Source organism: Aeribacillus sp. FSL M8-0235 (assembly GCF_038000355.1).
GTDB lineage: Bacteria > Bacillota > Bacilli > Bacillales > Aeribacillaceae > Aeribacillus > Aeribacillus composti.
Genome location: NZ_JBBOBW010000001.1, coordinates 3,076,008 through 3,098,713, shown reverse-complemented (window position 1 = coordinate 3,098,713; position 22,706 = coordinate 3,076,008). Strand labels below are relative to the sequence as shown.

Genomic DNA, 22,706 nt, shown 5'->3' with positions numbered 1-22,706 from the left:
AGTATCAACAGACTTTTCGCTTTGCATTGATCTGAAAGGAGAGAAATAGTTGGGTTCGATTAAACGCTATTTTCAATTTGTAAAACCATATAAAAAACAAATTTTTTTAACGATTTTCATCGGGATTATAAAGTTTGGCATTCCTTTGTTAATTCCGCTCGTATTGAAATATATCGTCGACAATATTTTAAACGGATCATTATCAAATGACGTAAAGATAGAGATGCTTCTTTTTTTAATGGGCATCATGTTATTTATATTCCTCGTCATACGGCCGCCGATCGAGTATTATCGGCAATATTTTGCGCAATGGACGGGAAGCAAAATTTTATATGATATTCGCGATCAACTGTTTACTCATCTTCAGCGGCTGAGCTTAAGATATTATTCAAACAATCGTGCGGGAGAAATTATTTCGCGGGTGATTAATGATGTTGAACAAACAAAGACGTTTGTTATTACGGGCCTTATGAATCTATGGCTTGACCTTTTTACTATTATATTTGCCATTGGGATTATGTTTACGATGGATGTCACGTTGACCATTGTATCGATTATGTTGCTTCCTATATACGGATTGTCAGTTAAATATTTTTACGGCAGGCTTCGTCATTTGACAAGAGTTAGGTCGCAGGCGCTGGCAGAGGTGCAGGGGCATTTGCATGAGAGGGTCAGCGGAATGGCTGTCATTCAAAGCTTTGCGAATGAAGAGCATGAACAAAAAGAATTTGATCGTGAAAATCGCAATTTTCTTGAAAGGGCGATTGATCATACAAAATGGAACGCAAAAACGTTTGCTGTTGTTAACACCGTTACTGACCTAGCGCCTCTTTTCGTCATTTTTTACGGGGCTTATGAAGTGATACAAGGGAATTTAACGATCGGGACGATGGTTGCCTTTACAGCCTATATTGATCGGTTGTACAATCCTCTTCGCCGTTTGATCAATTCATCAACTACTTTAACACAGGCTTTCGCTTCAATGGACAGAGTATTTGAGTTTCTTGACGAACCTTACGATATTGTTGATAAACAGGATGCAATAGCAGCAGACAAACTTTCGGGGGAAATTATTTTTGACAAAGTATCCTTTCGCTATCATGACAACGAAGAATTTGTACTAAAGGATATTCATTTAACGATTCAAAAAGGGGAGACGGTCGCTTTTGTCGGGATGAGCGGAGGGGGAAAATCCACCCTTGTGAGTCTTGTTCCGAGGTTTTGGGATGTAACGGAAGGAAAAATTTTGTTGGACGGCATTGACGTTAGAGATTATAAAGTGCAAAGCGTCAGGGACCAGATCGGCATAGTTTTGCAGGATCCTTTTTTATTCAGTGAATCGATAAAAACGAATATTTTAATTGGCAAACCAAATGCAACGGATGAAGAGGTCATAAAAGCGGCCAAAGCAGCTAACGCTCACGAGTTTATTATGAGTTTGCCTGATGGCTATGATACGAAAGTGGGCGAAAGAGGCGTGAAGTTATCCGGCGGTCAAAAACAGCGAATTGCAATTGCCCGAGTATTTTTAAAAAATCCGCCGATTTTCATTTTGGATGAAGCTACGTCTGCTTTGGATTTAGAAAGTGAACAATTTATCCAAGAAGCCCTTGATAAACTGGCAAAAAACCGTACGACCTTAATTGTTGCCCATCGTCTGTCTACAATTACTCATGCAGATAAAATTGTACTAATTGAAAACGGGAAAATTGTTGAAACCGGAACTCATGAAGAACTGATGAAAAAGCGCGGACATTACTATAAACTATTTCAAATTCAGCAATTGGGTGAATGGTAAAAAATACCGCAGCAAAATGGGTAATTAGTCATTTGCTTTGAAATCCATAATATACTTTAATTTTAGCAAGACTTTTGCCAGTCAAGTTTTTCATAAATTTTTGATTCAATCCCTTTTGAAAAAAACGATTTTGGTAGAATAAAAGAAAAGACTAAATTCGTATAAGAACGGAGGTTGTCATGGCGGCGGAAAAGCAGTTAATTGAAAAAAACTTTTATCAAACATTATTAAAAGAAAATGAAACGAAACATCCGATCCAACTGCTTGGGGAGCTTTTTCAAGAAGAACAAAAAAAGGTCGCATATGATCTGTCTTATGTACGCTATGCTCAAGGAGAAGTGTATTTCCACCACAAAGATTATGAAGCGGCAATTTTTAAATGGGAAAATATAGAGAATGAGCTGGCGCCATGGGCGAGAAAAAATATCGGAGATGCATATTTTGAATTAGGATTATTTTCATCTGCGGAAGAAATGTACCGTTCCATTGAAACGGATTCAAAAGTTCTTAAAGCAGAAGCATCGCTAAAGCTGTTTTCGCTTCACCGTCTTCAAGGAGAAAAAGAAAAGGCGTATGAGACGATTCGTGATGCGGTATCGATCAACCCTGACCATGGTCAAGCATCCACCATCGCTATTCAATTTTATGAAGAACAGGAAGATTGGGACAAAGCTGTCCATCTTACGGTTGAAGAATTAATTCGGACTGAAAAAGCGGAATGGTTTCAGCGTTTGATCAATTATGTTGAACAAGGTTTTGTCAAAGAAAAAGAGCCGGATTATTTCTTTAAAGCATTAACGGTTTTATACAGAACCGACGTAGAGCAATTCGAGAAGCTTGCTGTTTCGCTGTGGCGATGCTATAAACACGATCAAAAATATTTTATTCCATGGTTAAAAACGATAAACAATCTAATTTTCAATGTGAAAGTGGACGAATTTCAGCATTGGGATGAAATATCGCGCTTTTATGAAGAATCCTATAATAAGCTTCTTGGTGGATCATATTTACTAAAAGAGCTTCAAGATATTATGCCGGACATTTTAGCCAATTGGCTGAAACTATCGACAGGAAAACAACTATCGACCGCTGCAGCAGCTGTCGTTGCATGGAGTGAAATTTACCGTTCAAGCTTAGATGAGAAAGTGATTGAAGAAGCGGAGAACGTTTTGGCATCAGGTAGTCATGATCGTGCTGATGGTCATGAAGCCAAAAAACGGCTATTTGCGAAGCTGGCCGATTGGGCGGAAATAAATCAAGTAAATCTTGGGCAGAAATATCATTGGATATTAAAAAAGATTTTTGAACAGAACGAACATTATTTGCTCATTGTTGGAGAAAGCGGTTTTGCCCGATCGCTGCTTGGCCATTCTCTTCCAAGCATTCCTTCATCAAAAATTACTATTTACTGCCATGAAGACCGGACAGACATAAAGCAAATAAATAATGAAAGCATAACAGATGTATTCGCTGAAGAAGATGCGGCAGTTCGTGAAGATGGAACAATTGTTGCGGTATGTGCGCCTAATGATTTGTTAAACGATCATAAGCTAAGTTTAATAGAAGTACCTGACATAGAGCATGTTGATCAAGAGGAGCTAAAGGAATATATACAACTGGCTGATGGGTTGGTATATGTCCATCCAGAACATCAACCTGCTTCAGTTGAAAAAATGATAGAAAGCCTGGCATCGATTGCTTTAAAAAAGGAGCTTCCAATTTACTTTTTGCTTGAAGATAGCGGCATGCTTCATGCTCATTTTAAAGAACAAATACTTGACTTTTTCCCGGAAGCTGAATTTTTCCCATTCCCTTCAAGAAATGAAGGAGAGAAGCGGAAACAGTCCTTCGCTGAATTTATTCATTCACGTTTTCCGTTTCATCAAGATAACAAAACGGAGAAGCTGCTGTTTTTCTTGAAAAAAGCTATTAAATATGCTTATAGCAAACGGATGGAATTAGAGCAGCATTTAGAAGAAAACATCGATAAAAATAAAGAAATCGTGTCTCGATTAAAAGGATTAATACACAGCCTTGGCGATATGGAAAATGAAAAAGCTAAGGAATTGAGGCAGTCACTCCGCTCCACATTGGAAGAGATAAAAAAGGATCTTCATGATGAGTTAAGGACTATTTTGCGATCTGCATCGAAATTCATAACGGAAAACAGCGATTTCAGCCATTTACACATAGAATTGAACAAAAAAATGAACGATCAGGTGAAGGCGCATTTTGCTGAAACGCTGCTTCCAAAAATGTCGCAAAAAATGGGAGAATGGGTTTCATTTGCTGAAAGCGAGCTAAAACAATGCCAAGTCTATTTAGATGAAATGTGTGAATCGTTTAATTCATTGTACGGTCATGACCGTGTGAAGCTTATGTCTGATTTCAAAGTAGTGGATGATTGGCGGCGGGATATTGATCGTCTGACAACAGTGGTGAACATCGAAGAAGAAAATATTATGAACCGCTTTAAGCCTGCACAAGTTATATTAAAAGGAGCAGGAAAGCTGTTTTCGTCCATTGGGAAAAACAAGCTGTTTATCGCACAGCAATACAAAAAATACATTGAAACTGAAACATTCGATGATGCGATTCAATCGATGATCCGAAAATTTTTTGCTCAATTCGACTTATTTGAAAAAGGAATTGAACGAGATGTGAAAATGTTTTTCCGTGAACCTGTTCACAACCTTGAACAAATTGTGCAAGAAGGAGAGCAGCAAATTCGGACAGATCAACAACAATTGGACAGCTTGAAAACAAACCCAGAGATTTATTATGATCCGCTGACAGTTTTTGAATTAAACTTAAGACAATGTGAAATATTGAATGAATACCATTCCTTAAACAATAAAGTGGTCGAAACGAATATAAATAAGTTTTCTAGCGGAGATTAAAGCAATGCTTAGCACATTTTTAGATTAGGGGCTGTCCATAAAGTCAAATCCCCATTGAAAAACAAAAAAATCATAAACATCGATATATCAACGTTTCTAAAACATTAAAGGGGGCGTCAATAAGCCGAAAAAACGACTTATTAGACAGCTCCTATTTATTTTATTAGTAGAAGTGAAACGTAGGTCGAGACTGTCTGAGAGCTTTGAGCTCAAAAAGCTGACCGTGATTCTAAAGGAGCCTCCTTGTGATAACATCCAACAAAGCTTTGAGTTGGAAAGCTGAGAAAATACAGCTGTTCCAAATGATATAAAACTTGCCTGCGCTTGGATGATATAAGACGATTTCAATTTAACAAGATGAAGCGGTTTGGAAACAGCATTTCGGCGGGGAGCAGTTGGATGATCTTGAAGACAAATTAAAACGCAGCCTTTATCTGCAAAGCTGCGTCCATGAAATTGCAGTTATCATTAGCAGAGGATAAAAATGAAATAAGATTTATTTCCAAGGCAGAAAAGCTTCCGATACTTTTTCTGAGAGCAGAGAGGTCATTCAGCTTCTCAAATAAATGAAATGATTGTCTTAAAAAAGATGAAAGACTACTGAATTCATGAATGAAATTCTGTAGTCTTTTACAATTTTTTGCTTTTTTCATCGCCTTCTGAAGGCTGTAATATACGGAGATGAACTTGTTTACTCTTCATCCTCCACATGAATTTTATTTTCTTTTTTATGGAAATGTTGAAAGCTGTTAATCAATGTATCTAAATGCTCCAATTGATCGTGATAATCAACGATGGCGGAGACTAAAGATAGTATTTGGTAAAACGAATCGGAATCTTCCGCTTCTTTTTCAAATTTCAAAAACGCTTGAATGAATTCTTTTCGATTAAATTTGTCATAAGGAAGCAGGTCTTCAGCGTGATTATTTTTAATTTTTTTTGTTATTTTTAACAGCGCCTGCTCATGCAAAATTAATAAAAAGTCAAGCTCTGATATAAGCATTTCATGGAGCTTTCTAGGTATTTGCCGAAGTTCGTTTTCCAAGCAATGAATTTGGCGCAATGTGTAAAATGCCCTGTTCGTTGTGATAATCATCTGTCTATACAGGACAAGTTTTCTTGATTTTGGCAATACCTTCGCTTTAGAATAAGTTCGCTCTTCTTTGTAAAGCAAAAATAAATGATCAAGTTTTATCAGCTGATCTTTGATTTTGTCTATTTCCTCTTTAAGAGGGGCAAACTCAGATTTATTTCGAATATTGATCCGAATCCATTTCATAATCTCATGGGAAATTTCGGTGATTTTATGGTAAAGCTTTGTTTCGTATTTTGGCGGCATAAATATCAAATTAACAAAAAAAGCTGATAAAACCCCAAGTAAAATCGTTAAAAACCGTATGGTAGCAAACTGTACAAAATCGTCACCTGTTGTTTCAAGTATCGCAATAACCGTTACTAAAGCAATTGCAATTGTGTTTTCAATCTTTAATTTTAAACAAATAGCAATGGTAATCACTGCTGTAAGACCAATAATAAACGGGTTTGTTCCGAAAGAAATCCCGAATAAAACTGCGACAACAGCGCCGATTATATTTGCCTGAACTTGTTCAATGACGGTTAAATATGATCTATATATTGACGGCTGTATCGCAAAGATAGCTGCAATCCCTGCAAATGCTGGAGATGGAAAATGAAGCATCTCTGCCAGCATTAATGCCAGTGTAATTGCAATACCTGTTTTTAAGATACGGGCTCCAAGTTTCATGTTGAATAAAAATTTTTCCTTCCTTTCATCAAAAAGGTTGTAAGCTATTCAGACTATACATTGTTTAACACGAATATTCAAGGTTATTTTAAGAGAAAGGAAAAAATTAACACTCTTGTAATATGATATGATCCTTTAATATAGACAGACCAAATAGTTACGTTGTGATCGAGCGAACTTTTGCACTTTTTTCGTACAACTGAAGAGGCGGCAGTTTTACATCACCTCCATCGTTTCCAAAAGAAATAAACAACCTGAGTCCATAAATATCGGGCTCAGGCTGCTTAAAGATTTACTTTTTCATTCTGCCTGCTTGTGCAGTAGGCGCTTTAGTAAGACTCATTTTTTGTCATGTGAAAGCTGTTTAAACGATTGTTCGACTGCCGAAATGGTTTTTTTAATGTCCTCTTCTGTATGAGCGATTGTAATAAACCAGGCCTCATATTTAGACGGCGCCAAATTAATGCCTTGATGAAGCATCAGTTTAAAAAATTTAGCAAACATTTCTCCGTCTGTTTTTTCGGCTTGCTCATAATTCGTCACCTTTTCGCGTGTAAAATATACTGTTAATGCACCTTTTAAACGGTTGATGGTGATCGGTATATTATATGATCTTCCAGCGTTTAAAATGCCTTCTTCAAGCATCCTGCCGAGCTTATCAAGATAGTCATAAACTCCTTCTTCGCTCAGCACTTCCAAACAAGCAATTCCTGCTAAGATCGATGCAGGGTTTCCTGCCATCGTCCCTGCCTGATAAGCCGGTCCTAATGGCGCCACCTGCTCCATAATTTCTTTACGGCCGCCGTAAGCTCCGATCGGAAGGCCTCCGCCGATAATTTTTCCAAGTGCGGTTAAATCAGGCTCTACATGAAGCAGATTTTGGGCACCGCCGTACATAAATCGAAACGCTGTAATAACTTCGTCAAAAATAAGCAGCGCGCCTGCTTTGTGAGTAAGCTGTTTGACTGTTTCTAAAAATCCTTCCTTAGGTTCCACAATACCAAAGTTTCCGACAATTGGTTCAACTAAAACGGCTGCAACTTCATTTCCCCATCTATGAATAGCTTGTTCAAACGCCTCCACATCATTAAAAGGTACAGTGATAACTTCTTGAGCAATGCTTTTTGGTACCCCTGCGGAATCAGGCGTTCCAAGGGTCGATGGACCTGATCCTGCTGCGACAAGCACCAAATCGGAATGTCCATGGTAGCACCCGGCAAATTTAATGATTTTATCCCTTCCTGTGTATGCACGGGCAACTCGAATTGTTGTCATTACTGCTTCTGTTCCAGAATTGACGAAGCGGACCTTTTCTAGAGAAGGGATAGCTTCTTTTAACATTTTTGCAAATTTGATTTCATGAGGCGTCGGTGTTCCATATAGGACGCCTGTCTCGGCAGCGTGCTTGATTGCTTTTGTAATATGAGGGTGTGCATGGCCGGTGATGATCGGGCCATATGCTGCTAAGTAATCGATATATTTGTTGCCATCAACATCCCAAAAATAGGCGCCCTGCGCCCGCTCCATTACAACAGGTGCTCCTCCGCCGACAGCTTTATAAGAACGGGACGGGCTATTTACCCCTCCTACAATATGTTCGAGCGCTTCTTTATGCAGCTGTTCTGATTTTGTAAAATTCATTGTTTCACCTTCTTTTTTACTTAACTGTACAGCCAAAAATATTCAAGCATCCTCGTTTATTCTAGCACTTTTCGTAAAAAAGAAAAAAGGTGCATGCAAATTGTTAATTTCAAATAATTCGAGTAAACTAATGTTTGTGATTGATCGATGGAGGTTACAGCTATGAATGTCATTGAAGTAGAGAATTTGCGCAAAGAATTTAAGAGCTATTCAAGCCGCTCTGGATTAAAGGGGGCTTTTCGCGATTTATTCACTAGAAACTATAAAATCAACAGAGCTGTTAATGATATTTCCTTTACAGTGAAACAGGGAGAAATGGTGGGTTATATAGGTGAAAACGGCGCAGGAAAATCGACAACGATCAAAATGCTAACAGGGATTTTAACACCGACATCAGGGAAGGTCCTGGTGAACAATATGAATCCTCATAAGGAACGGGAAAAGTTTGTCCGGACAATCGGTGTTGTATTCGGACAGCGTTCACAGCTTTGGTGGGATATTGCTGTTCAAGAGTCATTCAGGCTTTTAAAAAAGGTATATAAAGTGTCCGATCAAGATTATAACGAACATATGGATCATGTCATTAAAACGCTGGATATCGGCCCTTTGTTAGATAAGCCGGTGCGAAAGCTGTCATTAGGGCAGCGGATGAGATGCGAGCTTGCCGCAGCATTAATTCATAATCCTCCTCTTTTATTTTTGGATGAGCCGACGATCGGCTTGGACGTTTTAGTCAAGCTGAAAATTCGTGAATTTTTGAAAGAGATAAATGCCAAATACAAAACAACGATTTTGCTGACGACACATGATATTGCGGATATAGAAGCATTGTGTGAACGCGTCATAATGCTTGATGAAGGAAAGATTATATATGACGGCTCTTTGGACCATTTGCGCGGGAATTGGGGAAAAGGGAAGCAAATTGAATTTCAATTTGCCTCTTCTGTTGATGAATCCCTTTTATTGCAATTAACGAGTGGTTTTCACGTGCAATGGATGAAGGGAGATAAAAGCAATGTTTGGATCGCGCAAATTGCGAATCATGAGGAAATGCCGGAAATCATTAGCCGCGTCATGAAGGCTCAAACTATCGTGGATCTAAGCATTAAAGAAATATCAACGGAGGAGATTATACGCAACATTTATGAAAAAGGTGATGCGAACAGTAACTTAGAAAAGGTGATCATGAATGTCTAAATATTTGGAAATGATCCGCATCCGTTTTTTAATGATGCTCGCTTACAGGACAAACTATTATTCTGGAATTCTCATATACAGCATTAATATCGGTGCTTACTACTTTTTATGGACAGCCATTTATGGGGGAAAAGAAAGCATTCAAGGTTTAGATGCAGCGCAAATGGTGACATACGTGGCAATTTCATGGATGGCAAGAGCATTTTATTTTAACAACATCGACAGGGAAATCGCAATGGAAATTAGAGAAGGAAAAGTGGCAGTGGAGCTGATTCGTCCCTACAATTATCTTGGCATGAAAACGATGCAGGCGTTTGGAGAAGGCGTTTTTCGCCTTTTCTTTTTTTCCATGCCTGGAATGGTGATTGTAAGCTTTATTTTTCCGCTCGAATTGCCGCTTGATTGGCAGGCGTGGTCTTTTTTTGCCATTTCCATATTTTTTAGTTTTGTTATTAATACAGAAATTAATTTATTGACAGGAATCTCAGCTTTTTTCTTATTTAACAACGACGGACTAATGAGAGCGAAACGCGTCATCATTGACTTGTTTTCCGGACTGCTGCTCCCCATTAGCTTCTACCCAGTTTGGGCTCAAGAAATAATGGAATATTTGCCTTTTCAAGCAATCAGTTATATTCCAAGCATGATCTTTACAAAAGGATTCCAAGAAGCTGAAATTACAGACGCTATTCTTTTTCAATTGTTTTGGTCCATTTTATTGATCATTCCAATTTGTGCTATGTGGGCGGTTGCGAAAAGAAAAATGATTATTCAAGGGGGGTGAAAAGATGTTTTATGTGTCAATGTTTTTTCAATATATCGCTCAATATTTAAAAACAAGGATGGAATACAGAGCGGATATGATTGTAGAGATATTGTCTGATCTATTGTTTCAGGCAGTAAATTTAGTTTTCATTCTCGTCGTTTTTGGACATACAGAATCGCTTGGCGGCTGGCAAAGAGATGAAATTATTTTCATTTATGGCTTTTTCTTAGTTCCTTATGCTTTATTCAGCACCTTTTTTAACATTTGGGATTTTAATGAACGATATATTGTAAACGGTGAAATGGATCGCATTTTAACGAGACCGATCCACAGTTTGTTTCAGGTGATATTGGAGAGAATGGAGCTTGAATCGCTTTTTGGCGTTATTACAGGGCTTGTTGTCATGGGGTATGCAGCAGCCCGGCTGAATCTTACTTTTCATTGGTATGACATTTTTATTTTTATTCTATTTGTATTTGGCGGCACCCTTGTCTGCGGCAGTATTTTTGTTGCGCTTGCATCGATTGGGTTTTGGTCGGATGCAAAAACATCGATTATGCCAATGATGTATAACATTGGAAACTACGGCCGCTATCCAGTAAATATTTACAACGATGTGATACGTTTTATTTTAACGTGGATTTTGCCGTTTGCCTTTGTGGGAGTTTATCCGGCTTCCTATTTTTTACGAAAAACGGATTGGTATATTTACGCTTTTTTAACTCCTGTGATAGGCCTTCTGTTTTTTATTTTGTCGGTTATTATTTGGAATATTGGAGTGAAGCGATATCGAGGGGCAGGAAGCTGATCATAGTTTCCTTTCGTTAAGCGATAAAATTCAAAGAGGCTGTTGACATCAGTTTGGTTGACGAACAAGTTTCCTTTAGCTAGTGATAAAATTCAATAAGGCTGAATAACATGTACAAACAATAATTTTCGGGGGAAATTATGGCGATTGTCGTAGGAACAGGGATAATGTTCTGTTTGGTTATGAGCATTCGAACGATGTTTTCTGCTGTGAAAAGAGGTACGTTCCTTACGTTTGAAACTGTATATTTAATTGCTTTAGTATATGCCTCTTTTTTGTTAGGATTTGGTGTGATTTATTTAATTTTAACTCAATACGGCTTTCCGATTTTAGCTGAATCTGGGCGGCCTCTTTATGGGACGTATTTAGAAAATTTAACCACCTGCTTATACTTTAGTGCAGTTACGCTGTTTTCTGTAGGCTATGGGGATATCACTCCTTTCGGCATTGGAAGGTGGATTGCAATTGTACAGGCGATGATTGGCTACATATTGCCTACGGTTGTTGTTGCCAAAACAATGATTGATATTGAGAAGAAACAATAGTTGTAACATGAAGCGAAATTCGGTACGCTGAAGATAAAATGAACAACTGGAGGGATTAGATATGGCAGCTGAAGTGGGAAAGCCTGCACCAGATTTTGAGCTGACTGCTGACACTGGAGAAAAAGTAAAACTTTCTGATTTTAAAGGAAAATATGTAGTGCTGTATTTTTACCCGAAAGATATGACTCCGGGATGCACAACGGAAGCGTGCGATTTTCGCAATAAATATGAAAGCTTTCAAGAGCTTGATGCCGTCATTTTAGGAGTAAGCCCTGATCCGCAGGAACGACATCAAAAATTTAAAGAGAAGCACGGGCTCCCTTTTTTGCTTCTCGTTGATGAAGATCATAAAGTTGCGGAACAATACGGAGTATGGAAATTAAAGAAAAACTTTGGAAAAGAATACATGGGAATCGAACGATCTACTTTTATTATAGACAAACAAGGAATATTAGTGAAAGAATGGCGAAAAGTAAAAGTGAAAGGACATGTTGAAGAAGCCCTCACATTTATTCAAAATAGAGAAGAATGACAGCAAATGATTTGCTCTGTTCACCCTATGTTGTCAAGGCGGGCATTTGTGCCCGCTTTTTCCCGTGCAAAAGCGAAAATCTTTTTCTTAAATTGGTGCATTTTTTCAATGGATAGATAAAATGTTCTACTAAATTAAACGCTCCCATTGACAAAAGTCTTATAATCAATGTACACTAATTATAAATATTATAAAGTAATAATGATACAAAATAAGAATGTTTTCAAGAAATGAGGTGCATGGCGATGTCAGACAATACGTTAAAGGAAGCTCTTGAAATTTTAAAACAAACGGGAGTCCGCATCACTCCGCAGCGTCATGCGATTTTGGAGTATTTAGTTAATTCAATGAATCATCCAACTGCTGATGATATATATAAAGCGTTAGAAGGTAAGTTTCCAAACATGAGTGTTGCAACTGTTTATAACAACCTTCGGGTATTTCGTGAAGTTGGACTGGTAAAAGAATTAACGTATGGCGATGCATCTAGTCGATTCGATTTTGTGACAACGGAGCATTATCATGTCATTTGCGAGGAATGCGGAAAAATCGTTGATTTCCATTATCCAGGTTTAGACGAGGTGGAGGATCTTGCAGAGCATGTAACGAACTTTAAAGTTAGCCACCACCGAATGGAAATATACGGGAAATGCCCTGCATGTCAGCAAAAAGAAAAAAATATGCACTGAGAAAGCTGGTAGGAAAACAAACTATCAGCTTTCTCTTTTCCTTGATTTACGATTGTACTTTTCGTCGAATTCTTTGCCTTCAAGCTCTTTATCAAGAGTCAAAGGCTCTCTGCAATACATGCACATATCCACACGACCGAGCATTTTTGTCACTTTCCCGCATGAAGGACATACAACTTGAACAGCTCTCGTCGATAGCATCCCGATCCAGAAATAGACGACAGTACTTCCGATGATGGATAATAAACCAAGCAGCATGAAAATGGTCATGACCCATACATGTTCTCTGAAAAAGATGCCTATGTACATAATGATAAAACCAACAAATACTAAACTTAAGGCAAAAGTGCGGATTTTATTTATTTTGCTTGTATATTTTTTAGCCATTGTACAAACCTCCTGAACACTACTATAGCATATTTTCACTTTTTTTTCGTCACAGAACGGCCAATTGCTAACAGTATTTCTTTTTTTATTTATAGAAGCTTTTGTTTAATGTGTTTTATTCAGACAGCGGATGAATAAATGATTTGCAGCGAATCTATATACACTTAAAGAAAGGACTCGCCATCCAGATACATTAGCTGTATTATTTAATAGAAAAAGAATGCTGCTTCTCTGCAATCCGATTATTTGGCCTTTGCTTTGCTGCTGTTGTTTATACAAACCTCCGATAAACCTTTGATTATAAAATATTATGGATTACTTAATGAAAAGGCAGCACTCAATATAGCAACAAATTTTTTAGGCAGTAGCCGGAGAATTATCGACTGATGTTTAAATAATGGAAAAATATTGTTTGACTGGAACGAGTATCTTTCCGATCTGAATCGAGCGTTAAAATACATTACCATTTCGGGGCGGAAAAGTTACCATCGTCGAAGATAATCAGGAACTCAACCAGAAGAGAGAAAGTGGAAAAATTCAGTTGAATTTGCAAAATTAATTAGACAGTGTTGGCTAAAGGAAAAGCATTGTTGATGCAAAACGATATCTTTGAAGCATATAATCATATTGTTGCTGCACTGCATCACTTGTAAAGACCGGAAGTGATCGGTTTCTGGTTGCTATATGTGCTCAAGTAAACCAAGCTGTATAAATAATTGAATTAATTGAATATGATAAAGGGCAGTATAAAAACGTTTCAAATTATTTTTATATTGCGTTTGGCTGTCTAATCCGTTCAATAGCTGATTTCTGTGCGGCTCAAAAAATGTTTTTCCGAGTTATTTGAACACCTTAAAGTCAGACTGTATTTTGCGGATTAAGTGTGCTGCTGGAATATTTAATCGAGCGGATTCAGTTGTTTAGAATCAAAGGAACAGGCGTTGGCAGTTTTTATTGATATTTTTTAAAAAAAGTGTTGACACTAAAATTTCATGATGATATATTATAAAGCGTCGCTGTTGAAAAGATGAATAATCTTCGAAACAGCAAAATAATCTATAAATGTAACAGTAGCGTTGCATAAAAAAATTTAATGTTTGTCAAGCTCAATAAAAATTCCAGTTATTTCATGTAACTGAATATTCAGACATACAATCTTTCTAAGCAAGCTTAAAAGGACAATGACGTCTTAATCGGCAGTCCATTTCCACAATTTGGTAATATATTACAGAAACATTGGATCATAAACTAAATCGTCTAGGTGTTCCACCTCCCCTTCTTCAAATTGGTACACGATGGTTTCAAAATCTTTTTCCCAATGGTATTTTTTCCGACCGTTGGACGTTCGAATTGGCTTTTTAAAAAGGGAGCGAACAAAACAGTCAAAACCTTTAAAAAGCAGATTCTGTAAAGTTCGCTTGATCTCTAATAAAGGACCATCGTGATTCACTTTTAATTGGAGCATGGCCTGTAAGCAATAGGTGATTAGGGCGATCCAAATTTGATTGTAAACGGCATTTTGACTTTTTCCATAAAATCTTTTTATCTTAAGGTGCTGTTTCATCCATTTAAAGAAGGTCTCTATCTTCCAGCGATATCGGTATAAATCTGCAATCTCTTCCGCAGAAAGATCAAAGCAATTGGTTATGATGATCACGGGATTCCCTTCGCTGTCGACCGTTTCGATCAATCGGAGAGGATGAGTCATTTTGGTATGATTACGGTCATTTCCTAAAATGACAATCTGATCCCTATAAATCAAACGTTCTGGATTGGGAATCCGTTCCGATAAAACTTCAATCTCTGCGTTCTTTTTAAGCCGGGTAATGAATCGCACCCCTTCTCGGCATAAGCGGTCGAACTGTTTGTAATCGACATACCCTCGATCAAACAAGTAAATCGCATTTGGATCGATTTCAATGAGTTCGTCCATCTGTGTGCGATCGGCATGTTTCGCGGGTAAGATAATCCCTTGATCCGGAACAGTGATATCCTTCGTTACAACAACCTTTAAATGGAGTCGAACACCAGCCTTTGTCTTACGAAAAGTTGCCCATGGATATTGGCTCAAACTCATGCTCATCGTGGTAGAATCAATGACCAGAAGACGACCAATGTTTCGGATGATCGGGGCATTTTTCATTTGCCCTTGGATCTTTAAGACCAGATATTTAAATACTTTTTCAAACAGTTGAGGGGATAATTGGCCTAATTTGCGAGAAAGTTGCGAAGTACTAATTGCATCAAATTCCAGATATGTCTGCAACTCTTCCTTGTCTTTCAAATGTTTGGCCAATTTTGTTAAGCTTTCCAATTCGTTTAACTGAGCGATGATACAAAGTTGTAAAAACTTATACGCCGTTAATTTTTTAATGTATTTGTCAACGTCAATCACATTAATTAGTTTTGAAAAAGTTATTGGATCGATCTCTTTAAATAGTTCATTTATTGTGGATTCTGTGGTATTCTTATCCATAATGGTTTCTCCTTATTCTTAGGATTTGGATAGGACTGCCAATCCTAATTATAAGGAGTTTTTTTATATCCAAAAAGATGAAATTTAACATAAAATTGGGCTTGACAAATTAAAATTAACTTAATGCAATGCTACTGTAAATGTAAGTTTAAAAATTTTATTCCGATTGTTGACATAACTTCATTTATCTGCTAGAATAAAAAACCTGATCGGAAATGATCTTTGAAAACTGAACAAAACGAAAAGCGTGCCTGTTGATTCTAAAAGAGCATTTGGTAACAAACTTTTTTTGGAGAGTTTGATCCTGGCTCAGGACGAACGCTGGCGGCGTGCCTAATACATGCAAGTCGAGCGAACCGAAGGAGCTTGCTCCTTTAGGTTAGCGGCGGACGGGTGAGTAACACGTGGGCAACCTGCCCTGCAGACTGGGATAACTTCGGGAAACCGGAGCTAATACCGGATAACACCGAAAACCGCATGGTTTTCGGTTGAAAGGCGGCTTTTAGCTGTCACTGCAGGATGGGCCCGCGGCGCATTAGCTAGTTGGTGAGGTAACGGCTCACCAAGGCGACGATGCGTAGCCGACCTGAGAGGGTGACCGGCCACACTGGGACTGAGACACGGCCCAGACTCCTACGGGAGGCAGCAGTAGGGAATCTTCCGCAATGGACGAAAGTCTGACGGAGCAACGCCGCGTGAGCGAAGAAGGTCTTCGGATCGTAAAGCTCTGTTGTCAGGGAAGAACAAGTGCCGTTCGAACAGGGCGGTACCTTGACGGTACCTGACGAGGAAGCCACGGCTAACTACGTGCCAGCAGCCGCGGTAATACGTAGGTGGCAAGCGTTGTCCGGAATTATTGGGCGTAAAGCGCGCGCAGGCGGTTCCTTAAGTCTGATGTGAAATCTCGCGGCTCAACCGCGAGCGGCCATTGGAAACTGGGGAACTTGAGTGCAGGAGAGGGGAGCGGAATTCCACGTGTAGCGGTGAAATGCGTAGAGATGTGGAGGAACACCAGTGGCGAAGGCGGCTCTCTGGCCTGTAACTGACGCTGAGGCGCGAAAGCGTGGGGAGCGAACAGGATTAGATACCCTGGTAGTCCACGCCGTAAACGATGAGTGCTAAGTGTTAGAGGGTATCCACCCTTTAGTGCTGCAGCAAACGCATTAAGCACTCCGCCTGGGGAGTACGGCCGCAAGGCTGAAACTCAAAGGAATTGACGGGGACCCGCACAAGCGGTGGAGCATGTGGTTTAATTCGAAGCAACGCGAAGAACCTTACCAGGTCTTGACATCCCCTGACAACCCTAGAGATAGGGCGTTCCCCTTTCGGGGACAGGGTGACAGGTGGTGCATGGTTGTCGTCAGCTCGTGTCGTGAGATGTTGGGTTAAGTCCCGCAACGAGCGCAACCCTTGACCTTAGTTGCCAGCATTCAGTTGGGCACTCTAAGGTGACTGCCGGCTAAAAGTCGGAGGAAGGTGGGGATGACGTCAAATCATCATGCCCCTTATGACCTGGGCTACACACGTGCTACAATGGGTGGTACAAAGGGCAGCGAAACCGCGAGGTGGAGCGAATCCCAAAAAACCACTCTCAGTTCGGATTGCAGGCTGCAACTCGCCTGCATGAAGCCGGAATCGCTAGTAATCGCGGATCAGCATGCCGCGGTGAATACGTTCCCGGGTCTTGTACACACCGCCCGTCACACCACGAGAGTTTGTAACACCCGAAGTCGGTGGGGTAACCCTTACGGGAGCCAGCCGCCGAAGGTGGGACAAATGATTGGGGTGAAGTCGTAACAAGGTAGCCGTATCGGAAGGTGCGGCTGGATCACCTCCTTTCTAAGGATATATACATTGAAATAGGGTGCGCTTTTCCGTTTTGTTTAGTTTTGAAGGATCATATCCTTCTTGATTGTTCTTTGAAAACTGGATAACGGAAAGACATTCACGAATAGATCGCTCATGTTAGGAAGAAACGGTTAAGTTAGAAAGGGCGCACGGTGGATGCCTTGGCACTAGGAGCCGATGAAGGACGGGACAAACACCGAAATGCTTCGGGGAGCTGTAAGTAAGCGTCGATCCGGAGATGTCCGAATGGGGGAACCCACTGCCCGTAATGGGGCAGTATCCATACCTGAATCCATAGGGTATGGAGGGCAACCCGGGGAACTGAAACATCTAAGTACCCGGAGGAAGAGAAAGCAACAGCGATTCCCTGAGTAGCGGCGAGCGAAACGGGAACAGCCCAAACCAAGAGGCGTGCCTCTTGGGGTTGTAGGACACTCGATTAAGGAGTGACAAAGGAACGGGGTAGACGAAGAGGTCTGGAAAGGCCCGTCAGAGAAGGTAACAACCCTGTAGTCGAAACTCCGTTCCCTCCCGAGTGGATCCTGAGTACGGCGGGACACGTGAAATCCCGTCGGAAGCAGGGAGGACCATCTCCCAAGGCTAAATACTCCCTAGTGACCGATAGTGAACCAGTACCGTGAGGGAAAGGTGAAAAGCACCCCGGGAGGGGAGTGAAAGAGAACCTGAAACCGTGTGCCTACAAGTAGTCAGAGCCCGTTAACGGGTGATGGCGTGCCTTTTGTAGAATGAACCGGCGAGTTGCGATTTCGTGCAAGGTTAAGCCGAAAGGCGGAGCCGCAGCGAAAGCGAGTCTGAAGAGGGCGAAATAGTACGAGGTCGCAGACCCGAAACCAGGTGATCTACCCATGTCCAGGGTGAAGGCAAGGTAACACTTGCTGGAGGCCCGAACCCACGCACGTTGAAAAGTGCGGGGATGAGGTGTGGGTAGGGGTGAAATGCCAATCGAACTTGGAGATAGCTGGTTCTCTCCGAAATAGCTTTAGGGCTAGCCTCAAGGGAAGAGTCTTGGAGGTAGAGCACTGATTGGACGAGGGGCCCCCATCGGGTTACCGAATTCAGTCAAACTCCGAATGCCAATGACTTATCCTTGGGAGTCAGACTGCGAGTGATAAGATCCGTGGTCAAAAGGGAAACAGCCCAGACCGCCAGCTAAGGTCCCAAAGTATACGTTAAGTGGAAAAGGATGTGGAGCTGCTTAGACAACCAGGATGTTGGCTTAGAAGCAGCCACCATTTAAAGAGTGCGTAATAGCTCACTGGTCGAGTGGCTCTGCGCCGAAAATGTACCGGGGCTAAACGTATCACCGAAGCTGCGGGTTGACACCGTTGGTGTCAGCGGTAGGAGAGCGTTCTAAGGGCATCGAAGCCGGACCGGAAGGACCGGTGGAGCGCTTAGAAGTGAGAATGCCGGTATGAGTAGCGAAAGAGGGGTGAGAATCCCCTCCGCCGAAAGCCTAAGGTTTCCTGAGGAAGGCTCGTCCGCTCAGGGTTAGTCGGGACCTAAGCCGAGGCCGAAAGGCGTAGGTGATGGACAACAGGTTGATATTCCTGTACCACCTCCTCACCGTTTGAGCAATGGGGGGACGCAGGAGGATAGGGCAAGCGCGCGGCTGGATGTGCGCGTCCAAGCAGTTAGGGCTGGCAAGCAGGCAAATCCGCTTGCCGTGTGCTTGAGCTGTGATGGCGAGGGAAAGGAAGTACCGAAGTTCCCGATTCCACACTGCCAAGAAAAGCCTCTAGCGAGGTGAGAGGTGCCCGTACCGCAAACCGACACAGGTAGGCGAGGAGAGAATCCTAAGGTGAGCGAGAGAACTCTCGTTAAGGAACTCGGCAAAATGACCCCGTAACTTCGGGAGAAGGGGTGCTCATCAAGGTGATAAGCCATGATGAGCCGCAGTGAAAAGGCCCAGGCGACTGTTTAGCAAAAACACAGGTCTCTGCGAAACCGTAAGGTGAAGTATAGGGGCTGACGCCTGCCCGGTGCTGGAAGGTTAAGGGGAGCGCTTAGCGAAAAGCGAAGGTGCGAACCGAAGCCCCAGTAAACGGCGGCCGTAACTATAACGGTCCTAAGGTAGCGAAATTCCTTGTCGGGTAAGTTCCGACCCGCACGAAAGGCGTAACGATCTGGGCACTGTCTCAACGAGAGACTCGGTGAAATTATAGTACCTGTGAAGATGCAGGTTACCCGCGACAGGACGGAAAGACCCCGTGGAGCTTTACTGCAGCCTGATATTGAATGTGGGTACAGCTTGTACAGGATAGGTAGGAGCCAGAGACGCGTGAGCGCCAGCTTGCGCTGAGGCGACGGTGGGATACTACCCTGGCTGTACTGACATTCTAACCCGCGCCCCTGATCGGGGCGGGAGACAGTGTCAGGTGGGCAGTTTGACTGGGGCGGTCGCCTCCTAAAAGGTAACGGAGGCGCCCAAAGGTTCCCTCAGAATGGTTGGAAATCATTCGGAGAGTGCAAAGGCAGAAGGGAGCTTGACTGCGAGACCTACAAGTCGAGCAGGGACGAAAGTCGGGCTTAGTGATCCGGTGGTTCCGCATGGAAGGGCCATCGCTCAACGGATAAAAGCTACCCCGGGGATAACAGGCTGATCTCCCCCAAGAGTCCACATCGACGGGGAGGTTTGGCACCTCGATGTCGGCTCATCGCATCCTGGGGCTGTAGTCGGTCCCAAGGGTTGGGCTGTTCGCCCATTAAAGCGGTACGCGAGCTGGGTTCAGAACGTCGTGAGACAGTTCGGTCCCTATCCGTCGCGGGCGCAGGAAATTTGAGAGGAGCTGTCCTTAGTACGAGAGGACCGGGATGGACGCACCGCTGGTGTACCAGTTGTCCCGCCAGGGGCATCGCTGGGTAGCTATGTGCGGAAGGGATAAGCGCTGAAAGCATCTAAGCGTGAAGCCCCCCTCAAGATGAGATTTCCCATCGCGATAAGCGAGTAAGATCCCTTGAAGATGACGAGGTAGATAGGTCCGAGGTGGAAGCGTGGTGACACGTGGAGCTGACGGATACTAATCGATCGAGGACTTAACCAAGTAGGAGCATCTATTCGTGAAGGAACCGTTATCTAGTTTTGAAAGAATCATGTTCAAAAAGGAATTGACAACTACGGTCAAAAAGTTATAATAGTAGTTGTCTATCCACTGAATGGAACAAATGAATACAATAATTTGCTTGGTGGCAATGGCGAAGAGGTCACACCCGTTCCCATCCCGAACACGGAAGTTAAGCTCTTCAGCGCCGATGGTAGTGAGGGTCTATCCCTTGTGAGAGTAGGACGCTGCCAGGCAATCACTTTACAATAGAAAAGAAGTTGTAAGTTTATTTCTTTCAAATTTGATTCAGCCTATAGAAAATGAGGCATTCTACATAATAGTAACATCAGCTAGTCTTCTTTTACATTCCGCAGTAGCTCAGTGGTAGAGCATTCGGCTGTTAACCGAACGGTCGCAGGTTCGAATCCTGCCTGCGGAGCCATTTGGAGAGCTGTCCGAGTGGTCGAAGGAGCACGATTGGAAATCGTGTAGACGGTCAACGCCGTCTCAAGGGTTCGAATCCCTTGCTCTCCGCCAGAATGAAATTTTTGGCCCGTTGGTCAAGTGGTTAAGACACCGCCCTTTCACGGCGGTAACACGGGTTCGAATCCCGTACGGGTCACCATGGAGGATTAGCTCAGCTGGGAGAGCACTTGCCTTACAAGCAAGGGGTCGGCGGTTCGATCCCGTCATCCTCCACCATGTACATAGTAAATAAAATGAATATTAATGAATTTCGGCGCTAGGGCCACAGCATGTTATGATATGTATACATAATTTTTGTGTGAAGAGTGTTTATTGTTTTATCGGCGCGGGGTGGAGCAGTCCGGTAGCTCGTCGGGCTCATAACCCGAAGGTCGCAGGTTCAAATCCTGCCCCCGCAACCAATGGTCCCGTAGTGTAGCGGTTAACATGCCTGCCTGTCACGCAGGAGATCGCGGGTTCGATTCCCGTCGGGACCGCCATAAAAGGCTCGGTAGCTCAGTCGGTAGAGCAAAGGACTGAAAATCCTTGTGTCGGCGGTTCGATTCCGTCCCGAGCCACCATTATATGTATACATATGCCGGTGTAGCTCAATTGGTAGAGCAACTGACTTGTAATCAGTAGGTTGGGGGTTCGATTCCTCTCGCCGGCATTTTTTACAATCGGAGGGGTAGCGAAGTGGCTAAACGCGGCGGACTGTAAATCCGCTCCCTTAGGGTTCGGCGGTTCGAATCCGTCCCCCTCCACCATGATAGGGGCATAGTTTAACGGTAGAACAGAGGTCTCCAAAACCTCCGGTGTGGGTTCGATTCCTACTGCCCCTGCCATTTATAAGATGGCGACTGTGGCGAAGTGGTTAACGCACCAGATTGTGGCTCTGGCATTCGTGGGTTCGATTCCCATCAGTCGCCCCATATTAATATCATTGGGCTATAGCCAAGCGGTAAGGCAACGGACTTTGACTCCGTGATGCGCTGGTTCGAATCCAGCTAGCCCAGCCACCTTTTAAATTTAAGTGCGGAAGTAGTTCAGTGGTAGAACACCACCTTGCCAAGGTGGGGGTCGCGGGTTCGAATCCCGTCTTCCGCTCCAATAATGGCGGCATAGCCAAGTGGTAAGGCAGAGGTCTGCAAAACCTTTATCCCCGGTTCGAATCCGGGTGCCGCCTCCATTATTACAAGCCGGGGTGGCGGAATTGGCAGACGCACAGGACTTAAAATCCTGCGGTAGGTGACTACCGTACCGGTTCAAGTCCGGTCCTCGGCACCAGTGAGGAATTGCATCAATATCATTACGCCGATGTGGCGGAACTGGCAGACGCGCACGACTCAAAATCGTGTTCCCTTGCGGGAGTGTGGGTTCGACTCCCACCATCGGCATCATTAGTATCCGATATCTCACGATCAAAAATCGTGGAAGCTTTAATACGACTGCAAACGCAGTCGTTTTTCATTTTTTGGAAAACCGGAAGAATCCGATAGAATTCGAAAAAATTTTGCACGAATTTTGCACGGCTATTTTGTATGGTAGAGCTCCTCCATTGCACGGGATTCTTTTTGCTCCATCTCGTCCAAAATGTGTGAATACGTCTGAAATGTTGTCACAATGTCCTTATGACCAAGATGTCGAGAAACGTATTTAATATTCACCCCTTTATATAGGAGCATTGATGCGTGAGTGTGGCGAAGGCCATAACAAGTAATTGGCTTAATCCCGATCGTACCGCCTTTGTTTTTTGTCATGTAGACACCTCATTTTTTAGTCTATTATTACTATAATAATCTGTGTCTGCTTTTAGTCTAACATTAC

At 42.2% G+C, this 22,706-nt stretch carries 12 protein-coding genes, 16 tRNA genes, 3 rRNA genes and 1 pseudogene; 27 read left to right on the top strand and 5 right to left on the bottom strand.

Annotated features, from left to right (window positions below; all coding sequences use genetic code 11):
* Positions 1-49: 49 nt before the first annotated feature.
* Both NSQ71_RS15185 and NSQ71_RS15180 read left to right on the top strand, forming a co-directional pair.
* Positions 50-1,798, top strand: a complete 1,749-nt coding sequence (locus NSQ71_RS15185; protein ID WP_340734167.1) for an ABC transporter ATP-binding protein — start codon at positions 50-52, stop codon at positions 1,796-1,798.
* Positions 1,799-1,977: 179 nt separating this feature from the next.
* Positions 1,978-4,698, top strand: a complete 2,721-nt coding sequence (locus NSQ71_RS15180; RefSeq protein ID WP_340734166.1) for a tetratricopeptide repeat protein — start codon at positions 1,978-1,980, stop codon at positions 4,696-4,698.
* A 691-nt stretch (positions 4,699-5,389) separates the two neighbouring features.
* On the opposite strand, the gene NSQ71_RS15175 is transcribed toward NSQ71_RS15180, so the two are convergent.
* A complete protein-coding gene (locus tag NSQ71_RS15175; protein WP_063386256.1) occupies positions 5,390-6,463 on the bottom strand; it encodes an FUSC family protein in 1,074 nt (357 codons plus the stop codon).
* A 339-nt stretch (positions 6,464-6,802) separates the two neighbouring features.
* Entirely contained in the window at positions 6,803-8,104 is a 1,302-nt protein-coding gene (locus tag NSQ71_RS15170; protein ID WP_130158649.1) for a glutamate-1-semialdehyde 2,1-aminomutase, read from the bottom strand.
* A gap of 162 nt (positions 8,105-8,266) precedes the next feature.
* On the opposite strand from NSQ71_RS15170, the gene NSQ71_RS15165 reads away from it, so the two are divergent.
* The 6 genes from NSQ71_RS15165 to perR all read left to right on the top strand — a co-directional run bounded on the left by NSQ71_RS15165 (position 8,267) and on the right by perR (position 12,641).
* Entirely contained in the window at positions 8,267-9,301 is a 1,035-nt protein-coding gene (locus tag NSQ71_RS15165; RefSeq protein WP_063386255.1) for an ABC transporter ATP-binding protein, read from the top strand.
* A complete protein-coding gene (locus NSQ71_RS15160) occupies positions 9,294-10,085 on the top strand; it encodes an ABC transporter permease (protein ID WP_063386254.1) in 792 nt (263 codons plus the stop codon). Before NSQ71_RS15165 ends, NSQ71_RS15160 begins: the two co-directional genes overlap by 8 nt.
* 4 nt (positions 10,086-10,089) lie before the next feature.
* Positions 10,090-10,875, top strand: coding sequence for an ABC transporter permease (locus NSQ71_RS15155; protein WP_063386253.1), 786 nt, complete (start codon positions 10,090-10,092; stop codon positions 10,873-10,875).
* Positions 10,876-11,015: 140 nt separating this feature from the next.
* Positions 11,016-11,420 (top strand): ion channel, encoded by a 405-nt coding sequence (locus NSQ71_RS15150; RefSeq protein ID WP_063386252.1) that lies wholly within the window; start codon positions 11,016-11,018, stop codon positions 11,418-11,420.
* A gap of 61 nt (positions 11,421-11,481) precedes the next feature.
* Complete coding sequence (bcp, locus tag NSQ71_RS15145) at positions 11,482-11,952, top strand: thioredoxin-dependent thiol peroxidase (RefSeq protein WP_339197275.1); 471 nt, start codon at positions 11,482-11,484, stop codon at positions 11,950-11,952.
* Between the two features lie 245 nt (positions 11,953-12,197).
* Positions 12,198-12,641: a peroxide-responsive transcriptional repressor PerR gene (gene perR, locus NSQ71_RS15140; protein WP_186439264.1), complete on the top strand. Its 444-nt coding sequence runs from the start codon at positions 12,198-12,200 to the stop codon at positions 12,639-12,641.
* A 24-nt stretch (positions 12,642-12,665) separates the two neighbouring features.
* Here perR and NSQ71_RS15135 read toward each other — a convergent pair whose 3' ends face one another.
* Together NSQ71_RS15135 and NSQ71_RS15130 are read right to left on the bottom strand one after the other, a co-directional pair.
* The gene (locus tag NSQ71_RS15135) at positions 12,666-13,028 is read right to left on the bottom strand and encodes a YgzB family protein (RefSeq protein WP_063386249.1); all 363 of its coding nucleotides are present in this window, start codon (positions 13,026-13,028) and stop codon (positions 12,666-12,668) included.
* Between the two features lie 1,225 nt (positions 13,029-14,253).
* The gene (locus tag NSQ71_RS15130) at positions 14,254-15,504 is read right to left on the bottom strand and encodes an IS4 family transposase (protein ID WP_339192832.1); all 1,251 of its coding nucleotides are present in this window, start codon (positions 15,502-15,504) and stop codon (positions 14,254-14,256) included.
* Between the two features lie 286 nt (positions 15,505-15,790).
* Between NSQ71_RS15130 and NSQ71_RS15125 the strand changes: the two genes are divergently transcribed.
* The 19 genes from NSQ71_RS15125 to NSQ71_RS15035 all read left to right on the top strand — a co-directional run bounded on the left by NSQ71_RS15125 (position 15,791) and on the right by NSQ71_RS15035 (position 22,276).
* Positions 15,791-17,343 (top strand): 16S ribosomal RNA (locus NSQ71_RS15125).
* A gap of 138 nt (positions 17,344-17,481) precedes the next feature.
* Positions 17,482-20,414 (top strand): 23S ribosomal RNA (locus NSQ71_RS15120).
* Between the two features lie 138 nt (positions 20,415-20,552).
* Positions 20,553-20,668: ribosomal RNA gene (gene rrf / locus NSQ71_RS15115) — 5S ribosomal RNA — on the top strand.
* Together the 16S, 23S and 5S rRNA genes with 16 tRNA genes alongside form the textbook arrangement of a ribosomal RNA operon.
* A 113-nt stretch (positions 20,669-20,781) precedes the next feature.
* Positions 20,782-20,856 (top strand) — tRNA-Asn (locus tag NSQ71_RS15110).
* Between the two features lie 3 nt (positions 20,857-20,859).
* Positions 20,860-20,951: transfer RNA gene (locus tag NSQ71_RS15105), tRNA-Ser, on the top strand.
* 13 nt (positions 20,952-20,964) lie between these two features.
* Positions 20,965-21,039, top strand: a tRNA-Glu gene (locus NSQ71_RS15100).
* Position 21,040: 1 nt separating this feature from the next.
* A tRNA-Val gene (locus NSQ71_RS15095) sits at positions 21,041-21,116 on the top strand.
* Positions 21,117-21,224: 108 nt separating this feature from the next.
* Positions 21,225-21,301, top strand: a tRNA-Met gene (locus NSQ71_RS15090).
* Between the two features lie 2 nt (positions 21,302-21,303).
* A tRNA-Asp gene (locus tag NSQ71_RS15085) sits at positions 21,304-21,379 on the top strand.
* 5 nt (positions 21,380-21,384) lie between these two features.
* Positions 21,385-21,460 (top strand) — tRNA-Phe (locus NSQ71_RS15080).
* A 16-nt stretch (positions 21,461-21,476) separates the two neighbouring features.
* Positions 21,477-21,549, top strand: a tRNA-Thr gene (locus tag NSQ71_RS15075).
* 12 nt (positions 21,550-21,561) lie between these two features.
* Positions 21,562-21,646 (top strand) — tRNA-Tyr (locus NSQ71_RS15070).
* Positions 21,647-21,650: 4 nt separating this feature from the next.
* Positions 21,651-21,724 (top strand) — tRNA-Trp (locus NSQ71_RS15065).
* An 11-nt stretch (positions 21,725-21,735) separates the two neighbouring features.
* Positions 21,736-21,811: transfer RNA gene (locus NSQ71_RS15060), tRNA-His, on the top strand.
* A gap of 12 nt (positions 21,812-21,823) precedes the next feature.
* Positions 21,824-21,898 (top strand) — tRNA-Gln (locus NSQ71_RS15055).
* A 16-nt stretch (positions 21,899-21,914) separates the two neighbouring features.
* Positions 21,915-21,989, top strand: a tRNA-Gly gene (locus tag NSQ71_RS15050).
* A 5-nt stretch (positions 21,990-21,994) separates the two neighbouring features.
* Positions 21,995-22,068, top strand: a tRNA-Cys gene (locus NSQ71_RS15045).
* 9 nt (positions 22,069-22,077) lie between these two features.
* Positions 22,078-22,166, top strand: a tRNA-Leu gene (locus NSQ71_RS15040).
* A 26-nt stretch (positions 22,167-22,192) separates the two neighbouring features.
* Positions 22,193-22,276: transfer RNA gene (locus tag NSQ71_RS15035), tRNA-Leu, on the top strand.
* Positions 22,277-22,411: 135 nt separating this feature from the next.
* Here NSQ71_RS15035 and NSQ71_RS15030 read toward each other — a convergent pair.
* Positions 22,412-22,609 (bottom strand): annotated as a pseudogene (locus tag NSQ71_RS15030) (tyrosine-type recombinase/integrase); the annotation flags it as partial.
* Between the last annotated feature and the right edge of the window lie 97 nt (positions 22,610-22,706).